This window comes from Streptomyces sp. ICC1 (genome assembly GCF_003287935.1).
In the GTDB taxonomy this organism is placed as follows: Bacteria; Actinomycetota; Actinomycetes; order Streptomycetales; family Streptomycetaceae; genus Streptomyces; species Streptomyces tritrimontium.
Window position 1 is genome coordinate 8,362,411 of the sequence record NZ_CP030287.1, and the last position, 14,073, is coordinate 8,376,483.

Here is a 14,073-nt window from a genome sequence, read left to right on the forward strand (position 1 = left end):
CTTCCGGTCACAGCACTAGACCGGCTGTTCGCCGGCCAGCGAAGGGGCCGCCCGGCGGGCGAACTCCTCGAAGGTGTGGGGCTCACGGCCCGTCAGGTGCCGCACCGCGCTGGTGGTGGAGGTGTTCAACCCGCCGCGCAGCGCCCCGAAGACGGCCACCACCTGCTCCGCCAGCCACTGCGGCAGACCGGCCTGGGTCATCGCGGCGGCCGCCGCCTCGCCCGGTACGTCCACGTACTCGATCGGGCGGCCCAGGGCACTCGACAGACGTCGCGCGACCTCGGTGTAGGTGATCGCCTCCGGGCCGGTGAGGACGTGCGTGCTGCCGTCGTGCTCGGCCGTGACCAGCGCCGCGGCAGCGGCGGTGGCGACGTCGTGCGGATCGACCATCGCGATGCGCGCGTCACCGGCGGGGAGGAAGAAGCGGCCGGCCTGCCGGATGGTCGCGGCGGAACCGAGGACGTTCGACATCATGTGGCTCGAGCGCAGCACCACCGCCGGGATGCCCGAGCCGCGCAGGTGCTGCTCGATGCGGCCGTGCTGGTCCAAGAAGACCGTCGGGGAACCGGCCTCCGCCCCGATCGTGGACAGCATGACCACCTGCCGGACACCCGCGGCCGCCGCCGCGTCGATCGCGTTCGTCCCGTATTCGACCTGCCGGGGGTCGTTCGCGCAGAGGAGGAACATGCGATCGATACCGTCGAGAGCCCGCCGGACAGACTCCGGTTCGGCGAAGTCGCCCTGCGCCAGCTCGGTCCCGCCGCCGAGCACGGCAGCCGCACGATCCGGGTCACGGACGAAGGCGCGGACCGGGATGCCGCGCCCGCCCAGCTCCGTGACGACCCTCGAGCCGATCTTCCCTGCCGCGCCCGTCACCAGCACCGTCGCCATCTACGCCCACTCTCCGGGATCGAACTGAGCAGCCCAAAGTATCCGAAGGGTGACACCGAGTCGCGAAGGGGCGCCGACAAGTACTCCAGCAGTCGTGATCGTGGTTCGTGCCGGGGACAATGTGGCGGCATGAGGATCAACCTGACGAGCGTCCTGGTCGACGACCAGGCCAAGGCCCTGCGCTTCTACACCGAGGTGCTCGGCTTCGAGAAGAAGACGGACATTCCGATGGGGGAGGTGTCCTGGCTCACGGTCGTCTCCCCGGAGCAGCCGGACGGCACCGAGCTGGTCCTGGAGCCCGGCGACCACCGCGCGGTCCGACCCTTCAAGGAGGCCCTCTTCGCCGACGGCATCCCGTGGACCTCCTTCGCCGTCGACGACGTCCACGCCGAGTTCGCCCGGCTGACCGGGCTCGGCGTCCGCTTCACGCAGGACCCGCAGGCGGCGGGTCCGGTCACCACGGCAGTCTTCGACGACACCTGCGGGAATCTGATCCAGATCGCGCACATGCGGACCGAATGAGCGCGGAGCCCGGAGTCCCGAAAGTGAAACCTGAAAGCTGACATACGAAAAACACCCCGGACTGATTGAGGCCGGGGTGTTCGTCTGTGTATATTTGAGGTTTCACATCTTCGCCGAGCGATGATGTGAAGAAGCTTATGGGGACACTGTATCGCGTCAGGAGTGGAATTGTCAACCGAAGAATTCCGGAATGAGCAGCAATTCATCACCGCTCTCTATGCGCGCCTCGACGATCTGCGTGACGAGGCCGAACGCGCCGTACAGGGCGCCCTCGGCACCGCCGCGAGCGGGTTCCAGGCGCGGCTGGAACGGGATGTCGTGGTCGCCGAGCAGTCCGGTCTGCTTTCCGCTCTGGACTCGGGCGAGAACGGCCTGTGTTTCGGCAGGCTCGATTTCTCCGACGGCGCGGACCACCACATCGGCCGTATCGGAATCAGGCAGGACGACCGGGACCGCACGCCCCTCGTCATCGACTGGCGGGCCGATGTGGCGCGCCCGTTCTACCTCGCGACCGGGTATTCCCCCATGGGCCTGCGCCGACGCCGCCACCTCACCACCCAGGGCCGCCGGGTAACGGCCCTGCACGACGAGATCCTCGACCTCGCCGACACCGAGCGCACGGGCCACGAGGGCGCCGACGCGGACGCGGTGCTGCTCCCCGCCCTCGATGCCGCCCGCACCGGCCGGATGCACGACATCGTGCAGACCATCCAGGCCGAACAGGACCGGGTCATCCGCTCCACCCACCGCGGGATCCTCGTCGTCGAGGGCGGACCGGGCACCGGCAAGACCGCCGTCGCCCTGCACCGGGCCGCCTACCTCCTCTACGCGCACCGCGAGCTGCTCGCCAAGCGCGGCGTGCTGATCGTCGGGCCGAACCCGGCCTTCCTCGGCTACATCGGCGAGGTCCTCCCGGCCCTCGGCGAGACCGGAGTGCTGCTCGCCACCCCGGGCGAGCTGTTCCCGGGCGTCCGCGCGACCGGCCGCGACCGCCCCGGTGCCGCGGCGGTCAAGGGGCGCGTGGAGATGGCCGGGGTCCTCGCGCGCGTCGTGGGCGACCGCCAGACGCTGCCCGAGACCGTGCCCGCCGGCAGCGGAGAGGACGCCGACGTCGTGCCCGAACCGGCCCTGGAGATCGACCACGACGACTACGGGACGCTGCTGCTCGACCGGACCATGGCCCACGAGGCCCGGGACCGGGCCCGCGCCACCGGGCTGCCGCACAACCTGGCGCGCCCGTACTTCGCCTTCCGGATCATCGACGCGCTCACGGAGCAACTCGCCGACCGGCTCGGCGCCGACCCGTACGGCGGCCCCAACCTGCTCGGCCCCGACGACATCGCGCAGCTGGGCAAGGAGATCGCGACCAGCGCCGAGGTGCACGCCGCCATCGACACGCTGTGGCCCCCGCTCACGCCCCGGCGGCTGATCGCCGACTACCTCGCCGATCCCACCCACCTCCCCGAGCGGGAGGCCGACTTGATCCGGCGCACGACGACGGGCGACGCGGACTGGACACCGGCGGACGTCCCGCTGCTGGACGAGGCCGCCGAGCTGCTCGGGGTCGACGACACCGCGCGGCGCGCCGCCGAGGAGCGCGAGCGCCTGGAGCGCGTCGCCTACGCGCAGGGCGTCCTGGACCTGTCGGCGGGCTCGGAGAGCTACGAGTTCGAGGACATGGAGAACGAGTTCCTCGCGGCCCACGACATCATCGACGCCGAACGCATGGCCGAGCGGCAGGAGGAGGAGGACCACCGCAGCGCGGCCGAACGGGCCGCCGCCGACCGGACCTGGGCCTTCGGCCACGTCATCGTGGACGAGGCGCAGGAGCTGTCCGCCATGGCGTGGCGACTGCTGATGAGGCGCTGCCCGACCCGCTCCATGACCCTGGTGGGCGACCCGGCCCAGACCGGCGACGAGGCCGGCTGCGGCTCCTGGCAGCGGATCCTCGCCCCCTATGTCGAGGACCGCTGGGAGCTGGTCCGCCTCGGCGTCAACTACCGCACCCCCGTAGAGATCATGGACCTCGCGGCCGCCGTCCTGCGGGCCCGCCACCCCGGCTTCGAGCCGCCGAGCTCGATCCGCTCCACGGGGCGGCGGCCCTGGGTGCGGCGGACGGACGACCTCGCCGCGGCGCTCGCCGAGGCGGTACGGGACTGCGCCCCGGCCGAGGGCCGCCTCGCGGTGATCGCCCCGCGCCCGCTGCACGAGGCGCTCGCGGCCGCGCTGCCCGGCGTACGGGCGGGGGAGGAGCCGGACCTGACCCGCCCGGTCGTCCTGCTGGATCCGCGCCAGGCCAAGGGGCTGGAGTTCGACACCGTGCTCGTCGTGGAACCGGCGGACCACGAGCCCAGCGACCTCTACGTGGCCCTGACGCGCGCCACCCAGACCCTGGGGGTGCTGCACACCGGCCGGCTTCCGCAGGGCCTGGCCGAACAGCCCTAGCCGACGCGTCGAGATCCCGGCCCGGGGCAACCCCGCCCCTCGCCACGGCGGAACCGAGCAACAGCCAGGGGAGCTCGGTGTGCGCGAGGCCGGCCCACCAAGTCTTGGGGCGCCGTGGGAGACGTCGGCGCCCAGCCCATGGAGGTAGTACACGGATCTACCAGCCCGGGGAACCAGGCCGCCATGGGCGTGTTGTAGCCCGGGATGTTCCAGGAGCCGTCGGTGAGGTACGCGGGGAACTGCGTGTGCCCCGTAAGCACGCGCAGCAGGGCCAGCTGACCCGGCGCCTCGCCGTCCTCGACGGCGAGATCGTCGCCGTCGGCGACGAGGCCGACGTCCGCGACTGGCGCGGACCCGGCACCGAGACCGTCGACCTCGCCGGCGCCACGCTCACCCCCGGCCTCACCGACGCCCACAGCCACCCCGTCTGGGGCATCGAGATGGCCGCCGGCACGGACCTGTCCGCCGTCACCGACCTCGACCAGCTCCGCGCCGCCCTGCGCGAGGCCGGCCGCGGCCCCGGCGGCTGGGTCCTCGGCCACGGCCTCGACCACAACGCCTTCGGCGGCCGCCCCGTGGACAAGGCGCTGATCGAGGACGCCGTCGCCGGCGCCCCCGCCTTCCTGCGCCTCTACGACGGCCACTCCGCCCTCGCCTCCGGCGCGGCCCTCGCCGCCGCCGGGGTCACCGGCCCGCGCACCTTCGCCCAGCGCTCCGAGATCGTCTGCGACGGCGCCGGGCGGCCCACCGGCCACCTCATCGAGCACGCCGCGATGGACCTGGTGGGCTCGCTGGCGCCGAAGCCCACGTACGCGGAGCGCCGCGGGAGCCTCAGCCGGCTGCTGTCCGACATGGCCGCCACCGGCCTGACCGGCGCACACGTCATGGACCTCGGCGACGGCGACGTACCGGCGCTGCTCGCCGGCGTCGAGTACGAGGACGACCTGCCGCTGCGGCTGCGGCTCTCCCCCTGGTGCATGCCCGGCGCCACCGACGCCGACCTGGAGGAGCTGATCGGGACGCAGCTGCTCGGCGGCCGCCACTGGCAGGTCGCCGGCGTGAAGTTCTTCATGGACGGCACCGTCGAGGGCGGCACCGCCTGGCTCGAACACGCCGACTGCCACGGCCGGGGCACCGAGGCCTTCTGGCCCGACCCCGAGGCCTACGCCCGCGCCGTACGGTCCCTCGACGCGGCCGGGGTCCGTACTGCGACCCACGCCATCGGCGACGCGGCGGTCCGCCACGTCCTGGACACCGTGGCCTCGCTGGGCCCCCGCGCCCGGATGCGGCACCGCATCGAGCACATCGAAACGGTCCCCGACGACCAGCTGAAGCGGTTCGCGGAGCTCGGGGTGATCGCCTCGATGCAGCCGCCGCACACCGCCTACACCCGGGCCGACCACGGCGACGAGTGGTCCAAGCGGCTGGGGGAGGAGCGGGCCGGCCGCGCCTGGCGCTGCCGGGACCTGCGCGAAGCCGGGGCGGTGCTCGCCCTCGGCTCGGACTGGCCGATCGCCCACCACGACGCCCGCCGGGTGCTGGCCGTCGCCCGCAGCCCGCTCGGCGCGGCCTCGGCCGGTACGCCGGCCTGGCGCGGGGCGGCCCTGACCGGGCTCATGGCCCTGGAGGGCATGACCTCGCACGCCGCGCTCGCGGCGGGGGAGGAACGGGTGGCGGGCCGGATCGCGGCCGGATTCCGGGCGGACCTGACGGCCCTCGGCCTGGACCCGGTGGACGCTCCGGCGGACGAGCTGGCCGAGGCCCCGGTCCGGCTCACGATGTCGGGCGGCCGGATCACCCACCGGACGGCGTCGGGGTGAGCGGCTCCATCCGGGCCCTCGCGCTCGCCCTCGCCGGGATGGGCGACACCCGGGCGCTGCCCACCCTGCGGGAGCTCGCGAAGCAGGACCGGCTGCCCAGCGGGGGCGCCTGGACCCCCATCCTGGCCCCGATGCCCGCAGCGGACCTGCTCCCCGTACTGCTGCCGGGCCTGCGGCCGGCGCGCGAGCACACCCACGACCCGAGCATCCCCACCTTCGCACTGCTCGCGGCCGTGGACCCCGCCTGGACCGGCAACCCGGCGCTGCCCACGCGGGAGGCCGTCCGCCTGCTCGGGGAGATCGGCGCCCCGGCCGCGGCTGCCGCGCCCGTACTGCGCACCGTCCTGGCCTCGGAAGAACGCCTCGACCACCCCTACGACGGGGTGCGCGTCCTGGCCGACGAGACCTACGTACGGACCCTCGCCGGGGCCCTGGAGCGGATCGATCCCGGCGGGGCTCAGCTGCGGAAGCGGCCCAGCGCCGGATGGTTCAGGAGGGCCGCCGTCACCGGGTGGCGGCCCGTCTCCTCGGGCCGGCGCGGCAGCCGGTGAGGGAGGGACCCGTACCAGGCGCGGGAGACGGCGAAGCCGAAGGCGAGGCAGAGCATGCCGCCCACGGCGTCGAGCCAGAAGTGGTTGGCGGTGGACACGATCACGACCAGTGTCGCCGCGGGGTAGAGCAGGCCCAGGATCCGGGCCCAGGGGGCGGAGGCGACCGCGAAGATCGTCAGCCCGCACCAGAGCGACCACCCTATGTGCATGGAGGGCATGGCCGCGTACTGGTTCGACATGTGCTTGAGGTTGCCCGAGGCCATGGAGCCCCAGGTGTGGTGCACCAGCACGGTGTCGACGAAGTTCTGCCCGTTCATCAGCCGGGGCGGCGCGAGCGGGTAGAAGTAGTAGCCGACCAGGGCGACGCCCGTGGTGGCGAAGAGGACGAGCCGCGTCGCCGCGTACCGCCCCGGATGAAAGCGGTAGATCCAGACCAGGACACCGATGGTCATCACGAAGTGGAGGGTGGCGTAGTAGTAGTTCATGCCCACGATCAGCCACGTCACCGCATTGACGGCGTGGTTGACCTTCTCCTCCACGGCGATGCCGAGGGCGCCCTCCACCTTCCAGATCCAGTCGGCGTTCGCGAGCGCGGCCGCCTTCTGCTCGGGCACGGCGTTGCGGATCAGCGAGTACGTCCAGTAGCTGACCGCGATCAGCAGGACCTCGAACCAGATCCGGGGCCGGCGGGGTGCGCGCAGCCGCGAGAGCAGGGCACCCTCGGACGACGCCGGGCGGTCCTGCTCCTCGGTCACGGTGGGTGACGAGACGTCCGTCCGGGTATCCAGTGTCTTCACGCTCGCTTCACCCATAGGAAAAGAGTCTGCCAGATGGCGTACTCGCCTCCGATCATCCCCTGGGACGGTCTTGGCCGCAGCCCCTCCACCTCGCGGACGACCCGGGGCCTTGCGCCCCTAGGGACCTGACCCGGACTGACCCCGACTGACCCGGCCTGGCTCGGCCTGGCTCGGCCCTGCACTCAGGAGCGCGCGGGGCCCCGGCCCTGCTGCGGCCCGGACGCGGTCGAACCGCGGACGACCAGCTCGGGCAGGAAGACGAACTCGCTGTGCGGCGCCGGCGTCCCCCCGATCTCCTCCAGCAGGGTCCGCACCGCGGCCTGGCCCATGGCCTGCACGGGCTGGCGGATCGTGGTCAGCGGCGGATCCGTGAACGCTATGAGCGGGGAGTCGTCGAAGCCCACGACCGAGACGTCCTGGGGGACCCTGAGGCCCTGCTGCCGGGCGGCCCGGATCGCGCCGAGCGCCATCATGTCGCTCGCGCACACCACCGCCGTGCAGCCCCGCTTGATGAGCGCGGCCGCGGCGGCCTGACCGCCCTCCAGCGTGTAGAGGGAGTGCTGGATGAGCTCCTCGACCTCGTCCTCGCCGAGCCCGAGCCGCTCCTTCATGCCCAGCCGGAAGCCCTCGATCTTGCGGAGCACCGGGACGAACCGCTTGGGCCCCACGGCCAGCCCGATCCGGGTGTGCCCGAGCGCCGTCAGGTGGGTCACCGCGAGCTGCATGGCGGCCCGGTCGTCGGGGGAGACGAAGGGGGCCCGCACCTTGTCGGAGAAACCGTTGATGAGGACGTACGGGACGCCCTGCCCCCGGAGTTGGTCGTAGCGGCCCATGTCGGCCGTGGTGTCCGCGTGCAGCCCGGAGACGAAGATGATCCCGGAGACCCCGCGGTCCACCAGCATCTCGGTCAGCTCGTCCTCGGTGGACCCGCCGGGCGTCTGCGTGGCCAGCACCGGCGTGTACCCCTGCCGGGTCAGCGCCTGGCCGATGACCTGGGCGAGCGCCGGGAAGATGGGGTTGTCCAGCTCGGGCGTTATCAGGCCGACGAGCCCCGCGCTGCGCTGGCGCAGGCGTACGGGACGTTCGTAACCGAGCACGTCGAGGGCGGCCAGCACGGATTCACGGGTGCCTGCGGCCACACCGGGCTTGCCGTTGAGCACGCGGCTGACTGTGGCTTCGCTGACCCCCGCCTGGGCTGCGATGTCGGCTAGCCGTGCGGTCACGGGATTGGACTGTACCGGTCGCACGCTACAAAGCCCACCAGGTGCACGAATCCGGGGGAAGCCGGACGGTCCGCCCGTCCGCCTCCACCGGAGAGCTGGAGAGGACGGGCCGTCCGGGGGAGGGGAGTTCGACGGCGGCCGGCCGGGTGTTGAGGGTGCAGGCGAAGCCGGGCCGGGTGAAGAGAAGGACACCCTCGGGCGAGGACAGCCAGGTCAGCGGCCCGGCGTCCGGGGCGCCCAGGCCGGGCAGCGCGCGGCGCAGCTCCAGCGCGGCGCGGTACAGCTCCAGCGTCGAGTGCGGGTCGCCGGTCTGCGCGGCCACGCTGAGCCCGGCCCAGTCGGCGGGCTGCGGCAGCCAGCTTCCGCCGTCACCGAACCCGTACGGGGCCCGCGTACCCGACCAGGGGATCGGTACGCGGCCGCCGTCGCGCAGCCCGTCCTGTCCCTCGCCCCTGGCGAACGCCGGGTCCTGGCGCACGGAGTCCGGGAGGTCCACGACCTCGGGCAGGCCCAGCTCCTCGCCCTGGTAGACGTACGCCGACCCGGGCAGCGCCAGCATCAGCAGCGCGGCCGCCCGCGCCCGGGCCAGCCCCCGCGCCCCGCCCCCGAACCGGGTCACATGGCGCACCACGTCATGGTTCGACAGCACCCACGTCGTCGGAGCACCGACCGCGCCACACCCTGCCCCGCCCGGCCACCCAGCCCCGCCGGCGTTCGAGGCGAATCCAGCCCAGCCCAGATCCAGCCGAACTCCGCCACACCCAGCCCCGCCAGGGGGCACCTCCCAGCGGTGGCTGGGGAGCTTGAGGCGCGGGGCCCGGGGCAGAGCCCCGATCGTTGGCCCCGGCCACGACCGCCCGTCCCCCCAACGGCCCACCGCCTCGGGCCCCCCGGCCGGAGCCGAGGGAGCATCGGGACATGAGCCCCCTCCGGCACAGCCGGCCCCTCCTGCTCGCGGCCGCCCTGGCGGCCATCGCGGGGTGCGCCGACGTCGAGGGCCTGCACGACGACGGCGACCTCGGCACCGTCCACGCCCCCCGCAGCCTGTGGAAGGACATCCACCCCGAACCCCCGGGCCCGGGCCAGAAGCCCGGCACGGCCACCGTCGTCCCGGGCCTCCCCGAGGTCCCCGACCTGTCCATGCGGAGCGTGAACGCGTTGCGGGTCGTCCGCGCCGACATCACCGCCGCCACCGCCGCGGACGACGGGACCGGCCGGCTCGTCGACCCGCGGGCGGTGCAGCGGCTCGCGCTCTGCACACAGGCTGTGGACGGCGGCCCGGACTGCCCCGTGCGGCCCCCCGTCCTGTCCGATGTGACGGGCAACGGCCGGGACGAGCTGATCACCGCACTCGACATCGACGGCCGGGTCAGCGAACTGCGCGTCTACACCGTCCAGGACGACGGGAAGATCGCCCGCATCCTGTCCCGGCGGGGGGTCCTGGAGGGCGTGGAGGTGGCCGCCGACCACCTGGCGGTGCGCGAGCCGACCTCGAATCCGAACAAGACCTCCGTCTCCGACTACGTGTGGGACCCGGACGCCGGAATCATGAACCTGTCCGAGCTCACCCTCGACGAATGCCCCGGCACGAGGGCCGGCTCCGCCCCGTGCCCGGCCACGAGCACGGGCTGAGGGGCGGGACGCGATGCGGCTGCCGAGCAGTCTGCGCTGGAAGATCGCCATGACCACCACGGCCGTGTGCTGCACGGTCGCGGCGGTCCTCGGCGTCCTGGTGCACAACGTGGTCGCCGAGCAGGTCGTCGGAGAGGTCCGCAAGGACGTGGGCCGGGAACTGGACTACGCCCTGAGCCAGTACCAGTACGGCACCGCGCACGGCGTCGCGGGCACCGCCCTGGACCCGCCCCAGCTGCCCCGGCCGCTGCGGGAGCTGGTCGCGCGCGGGAAGACCGGCAGCATGGTCGGCGAACAGGACGGCAAACCCGTCATGTGGGCCGCCGGGCCCGCCGACGGCCAGGCCCTCGCCGTCTGGATCCCCTACGCCGGCACCCGCCACCGGCTCCGCGACATCGACGCCGCGATCCTGGTCTCCGCGCTGCTCGCCGCCGGGGTGGTGGCCCTCGCCGGCGTCTTCTTCGCGGGGCGGATCAGCCGCCGGCTCGCCACCACCGCCGCCGTGGCCCGCCGGATCAGCGCCGGGGACCTGGACGCACGCGTCGGCTTCCCGGCCGGCGGGGAGGATCCGCGCCGGTCCCGCTCGCGCGACGAGGTACGGGACGTGGCGCGGGCCCTGGACTCGATGGCGGCCTCGTTGCAGGGCCGGCTGGAGGCGGAGAAGCGGTTCACGGCGGACGTCGCGCACGAGCTGCGCACCCCGCTCACCGGTTCTCTGGCCGCGGCCGCGCTGCTGCCCGAGGGCCGGCCCAAGGAGATGATCAACGACCGGCTGAAGGCCCTGCACCTGCTCACCGAGGACCTGCTGGAGATCTCCCGGCTGGACTCGGGCGTCGAACGGGCCGACCTGGCCCGGGTGGAGCTCGGCCGGGCCGTGGAACGGGTCGTGGCGAGCACCCGGCTGACCGTCTCGGTACGGATCCTGCGGGACGCGGTGGTGCTCACCGACCGGCGGCGCCTGGACCGGATCCTGGCCAATCTGCTGGTCAACGCCGACAAGCACGGGCGGCCGCCGCTCGAAGTGAGCGTCGAGGGCCCGGTGGTGACCGTCCGCGACCACGGGCCGGGCTACCCCGCCGAGCTCATCGAGCAGGGTCCGCGGCGCTTCCGTACCGGCGACCCGGGGCGCGGGCGGGGCCACGGGCTGGGCCTGACGATCGTGGCCGGCCAGGCGGCGGTGCTGGAGATCGCGCTCGGCTTCTCCAACGCCCCGGACGGGGGCGCCGTGACCACGCTCCGCCTCCCTGTGGGGCGCCTGACGGACGCCAGTTGAGGAGCCCGTCCGAACGGCGCGTCCGTTGTTTCACGTGAAACAACGGACGCGCCGCGGGTTCGACCGGCCGTTCAACTGGCCTCGGGTCAGACGCCGATGTTCTTGCCGTCCTTGCGCCAGACGGAGACGACCGACGGACGGACGATCTTGCCCGGACCGTCGGGCCACACCGACTGCGGCTTCTCGACGGACGCGCCGTCGATCTCGCCCGGGTGCTGCACGGCGACCAGGACGCGCTTGTCCTGGATGATCGGACCGCAGGTCTCGGCACCGCGCGGGACGGTCAGGAACTGCTTCAGCTCACCACGGCGGTCACCCGCGGTCGCGACGCCGAACAGGCCGTCGTGCGAGCCGAGCTGGTTGCCGTCGGTGGAGATCCACAGGTTGCCGTGCGGGTCGAAGGCCACGTTGTCCGGGCAGGAGATCGGGCTGACCTTGTCCTTCGGGAAGCCCGCGAAGTAGGTCGCCGGGTCGTTCGGGTCGCCCGCGACCAGGAAGAGGCGCCAGGCGAACCCGTCGCCGGCCGGGTCGTCGAAGTTCTCGGCGAGCTCCAGGATCTGGCCGTGCTTGTTCAGGTTGCGCGGGTTGGCCTCGGTGGCGCCTTCCTTGCCCGGCTTGCCGCGGTCGGTGTTGTTCGTCAGCGCGATGTAGACGCGGCCGGTGCGCGGGGACGGCTCGACGTCCTCGGGACGGTCCATCTTGGTCGCGCCGACCTTGTCACCGGCCAGGCGCGTGAAGACGGCCACCTCTTCGGCGGTCATGCCCTCGACGTGCGAGACGTTGCCGGAGGGGGACGAGGTGAGGATCTTGATCCAGACGCCGGAACCGTCGAACTCGCCGTCGGCGGGGAGCTTGCCCGAGCCGTCGATCTCGGCGGCCGGGGAGTCGCCGGTGAGCTTGGCGACGTAGAGGGTGCCCTCGTCGAGCAGCGTGAGGTTGTGCTCCTTCGCCGCGCGCGAGTCGCCCTTCTTCATCTTCTTCGAGGAGACGAACTTGTAGAAGTAGTCGAAGCGCTCGTCGTCGCCCATGTAGACGACGGGGCGGCCGTCCTCGGTCAGGCGGGGCTGCGCGGCCTCGTGCTTGAAGCGGCCGAGGGCGGTGCGCTTGCGCGGGACGGAGTTCACGTCGTACGGGTCCAGCTCGACGACCCAGCCGTGGCGGTGGGACTCGTTGGGCTCCTGCGCCACGTCGAAGCGCTTGTCGAACCGCTCCCACTTGCGCTCGGTGGCGCCGGCCGTCACGCCGTAGCGCTTCAGGCGGGCGGCCTGGGTGGGGTCGGTGACCTGGCCGGCGTTGCCGAAGTACTGGTTGAAGTTCTCCTCGCCGTGGAGGGTGGTGCCCCACGGGGTGGTGCCACCGGCGCAGTTGTTGAGGGTGCCGAGCACCTTGGTGCCGGTGGCGTCGACGGAGGTCTTCACCAGGGCGGAACCGGCGGCCGGACCGGTCAGCTTGAACTCGCTGGTGGCGGTCAGGCGGCGGTTGAGGCGGTGGCGGTTGACGGCGGTCAGCTTGCCGCTGCGGTGGTCCTCCTGGACCACGACGACGGCCAGGCCGTGCGCGGCCCAGGCGATCTCGACCTGCTCGCGGGTCGGGTTGGCCGCGTCGTACCCCTTGAACATGAGCTGCTCGTCCGTGTACTCGTGGTTGGCCACGAGCAGCTGCTGGCGCTCGTAGTCACCGCCGAGCGGGAGCAGGCTCAGGAAGTCGTTGTTGTAGCCGAACTGACCGGCCTGCGCGGCGGCGGTCTGCTTGTCCGGGTTGAAGGCGGGCGCGCCCTTGATGATCGGGTCGCCCCAGCGGATCACCACGTTCTGCTCGTGGCCCTCGGGGATCGTGACCTGGTCGGCGGTGTTGGGCGCGACGGGCTTGAAGCGCAGACCGCGGGCACCGTCGGTGCTGCCGCCGGCTCCGCCGGTGCGCTGGGTGTCGGCGGTGGGGTCCGCGGTGGCGGAGGAGCCGTCGCCGCTCAGGGTGAGGGCGGTGCCCGCGGCCGAGGCGACCGTGACGACGGCGGCCGAGCGGAGCATCGAGCGGCGCGAGTAGGCGCGGGCTATGACGTCGCCGACGTACTCGTTGTCGCTGGTGTTCGGCACCTCGTGGAAGCAGGCGTCGCCGCAGCGGTAGCGGCAGGTGAGGGCGGAACGGCCGCCCCCATGCGAGTTGCCGATGAGGGGCAGGAGCTTGCGCACGAGTGTCCTCCGTTGATGCACGGTCCCCGACAACGTGTCGGAACAATCCGTCGGTGACGCTAGGCGCGGGTTGCGCCGAAGCGGCGGCCTGCGGGTGAACGGCCGGTGAATCCGGCACGTCGGGGCGGCAGTTCGGGTGCGGAGGGAGTGTGCTGGGGCAGTGGGCGCCACGAATCGTGCCCCTAAGGTGCCCCTGCCGAAGTTCCAGCCAAGGGGCCGATAACCTTACGTGTCCACTCTGGGCAGGGATCTACCGCGCCTCACGGACAAATGACCCACGCACTCATGCGAAAGGCCTGGCCCATGGGTATTCGGAGCTTGTTGCGCAAGGTGTTCGGACGGACCTCGGAAGCGGTTCCGGACACGACCGACGCCCCTTCGGCGGCCCTTCCGAGTCAGACCGAACGCACCCCACTGGATGCGGCGGCGGAACTCGTCGCGGCTTCCTTCGACAACCCCACGGTCCCGCCGCAGTCCGCTGCGCGCGACCGCGAACCGGGCACCGTCCTCACGGCGCCCGCCCCCGAACCCACGGTCCCGGAGGCCCGCCGATCCCCTTCGGGGGGATCCACCCCGCCCCTCCCGCAGGCGTAGTGAGTGGTGCTAAGGGAAAGTGTGCGGAGGTAGAGTCACGAAGGAAGTGGGAGTGCAAGAGGAATGGACACGGGGCAGAAGTGCTAGCTGTGAAAGGGGTGGGTGAAGACGAGGGTGAAGTGGTATTTTTTTGTTT

The 14,073-nt window shown here is 72.6% G+C and carries 10 protein-coding genes and 1 pseudogene; 6 read left to right on the plus strand and 5 right to left on the minus strand.

What is annotated here, in order from left to right; all coding sequences use genetic code 11:
* Nucleotides 1-15: 15 nt before the first annotated feature.
* Nucleotides 16-891 (minus strand): NmrA family NAD(P)-binding protein, encoded by an 876-nt coding sequence (locus tag DRB96_RS39230; RefSeq protein WP_112452676.1) that lies wholly within the window; start codon nucleotides 889-891, stop codon nucleotides 16-18.
* A gap of 129 nt (nucleotides 892-1,020) precedes the next feature.
* Here DRB96_RS39230 and DRB96_RS39235 point away from each other — a divergent pair, with 129 nt between their 5' ends.
* From DRB96_RS39235 to DRB96_RS39250, 4 genes are all read left to right on the plus strand, one after another.
* On the plus strand, nucleotides 1,021-1,413 hold the full coding sequence (locus tag DRB96_RS39235) for a VOC family protein (protein WP_112452677.1): 393 nt from the start codon (nucleotides 1,021-1,023) through the stop codon (nucleotides 1,411-1,413).
* Nucleotides 1,414-1,581: 168 nt separating this feature from the next.
* Nucleotides 1,582-3,858: an AAA family ATPase gene (locus tag DRB96_RS39240; protein WP_204357930.1), complete on the plus strand. Its 2,277-nt coding sequence runs from the start codon at nucleotides 1,582-1,584 to the stop codon at nucleotides 3,856-3,858.
* Between the two features lie 245 nt (nucleotides 3,859-4,103).
* On the plus strand, nucleotides 4,104-5,678 hold the full coding sequence (locus DRB96_RS39245; RefSeq protein WP_239517824.1) for an amidohydrolase: 1,575 nt from the start codon (nucleotides 4,104-4,106) through the stop codon (nucleotides 5,676-5,678).
* Complete coding sequence (locus tag DRB96_RS39250; protein WP_112452679.1) at nucleotides 5,675-6,229, plus strand: hypothetical protein; 555 nt, start codon at nucleotides 5,675-5,677, stop codon at nucleotides 6,227-6,229. Before DRB96_RS39245 ends, DRB96_RS39250 begins: the two co-directional genes overlap by 4 nt.
* Here the strand turns inward: DRB96_RS39250 and DRB96_RS39255 are convergent.
* From DRB96_RS39255 to DRB96_RS39265, 3 genes and pseudogenes are all read right to left on the minus strand, one after another.
* The gene (locus DRB96_RS39255; protein WP_239516445.1) at nucleotides 6,136-7,041 is read right to left on the minus strand and encodes a phosphatase PAP2 family protein; all 906 of its coding nucleotides are present in this window, start codon (nucleotides 7,039-7,041) and stop codon (nucleotides 6,136-6,138) included. The two genes, DRB96_RS39250 and DRB96_RS39255, sit on opposite strands and share 94 nt — an antisense overlap.
* A 167-nt stretch (nucleotides 7,042-7,208) precedes the next feature.
* Nucleotides 7,209-8,249 carry a LacI family DNA-binding transcriptional regulator gene (locus tag DRB96_RS39260; protein ID WP_112454322.1) on the minus strand — a complete coding sequence of 347 codons (1,041 nt, stop codon included), beginning with the start codon at nucleotides 8,247-8,249 and terminating at the stop codon, nucleotides 7,209-7,211.
* Nucleotides 8,250-8,274: 25 nt separating this feature from the next.
* A pseudogene (locus tag DRB96_RS39265) lies at nucleotides 8,275-8,922 on the minus strand (DUF3459 domain-containing protein); the annotation flags it as partial.
* Nucleotides 8,923-9,167: 245 nt separating this feature from the next.
* Between DRB96_RS39265 and DRB96_RS39270 the strand changes: the two are divergent.
* Both DRB96_RS39270 and DRB96_RS39275 read left to right on the plus strand, forming a co-directional pair.
* Nucleotides 9,168-9,881 (plus strand): hypothetical protein, encoded by a 714-nt coding sequence (locus DRB96_RS39270; protein ID WP_112452680.1) that lies wholly within the window; start codon nucleotides 9,168-9,170, stop codon nucleotides 9,879-9,881.
* 13 nt (nucleotides 9,882-9,894) lie between these two features.
* Nucleotides 9,895-11,154, plus strand: a complete 1,260-nt coding sequence (locus tag DRB96_RS39275; protein ID WP_112452681.1) for a HAMP domain-containing sensor histidine kinase — start codon at nucleotides 9,895-9,897, stop codon at nucleotides 11,152-11,154.
* A gap of 86 nt (nucleotides 11,155-11,240) precedes the next feature.
* On the opposite strand, the gene DRB96_RS39280 is transcribed toward DRB96_RS39275, so the two are convergent.
* Nucleotides 11,241-13,343 carry a PhoX family phosphatase gene (locus DRB96_RS39280; RefSeq protein ID WP_112452682.1) on the minus strand — a complete coding sequence of 701 codons (2,103 nt, stop codon included), beginning with the start codon at nucleotides 13,341-13,343 and terminating at the stop codon, nucleotides 11,241-11,243.
* Nucleotides 13,344-14,073 lie beyond the last annotated feature (730 nt).

Bases quoted from the DNA above. Each gene is read 5' to 3' on its own strand.
- DRB96_RS39230 (WP_112452676.1), bottom strand. From the start codon at position 891: ATGGCGACGGTGCTGGTGACGGGCGCGGCAGGGAAGATCGGCTCGAGG.
- DRB96_RS39235 (WP_112452677.1), top strand. From the start codon at position 1,021: ATGAGGATCAACCTGACGAGCGTCCTGGTCGACGACCAGGCCAAGGCC.
- DRB96_RS39255 (WP_239516445.1), bottom strand. From the start codon at position 7,041: ATGGGTGAAGCGAGCGTGAAGACACTGGATACCCGGACGGACGTCTCG.
- DRB96_RS39270 (WP_112452680.1), top strand. From the start codon at position 9,168: ATGAGCCCCCTCCGGCACAGCCGGCCCCTCCTGCTCGCGGCCGCCCTG.
- DRB96_RS39275 (WP_112452681.1), top strand. From the start codon at position 9,895: ATGCGGCTGCCGAGCAGTCTGCGCTGGAAGATCGCCATGACCACCACG.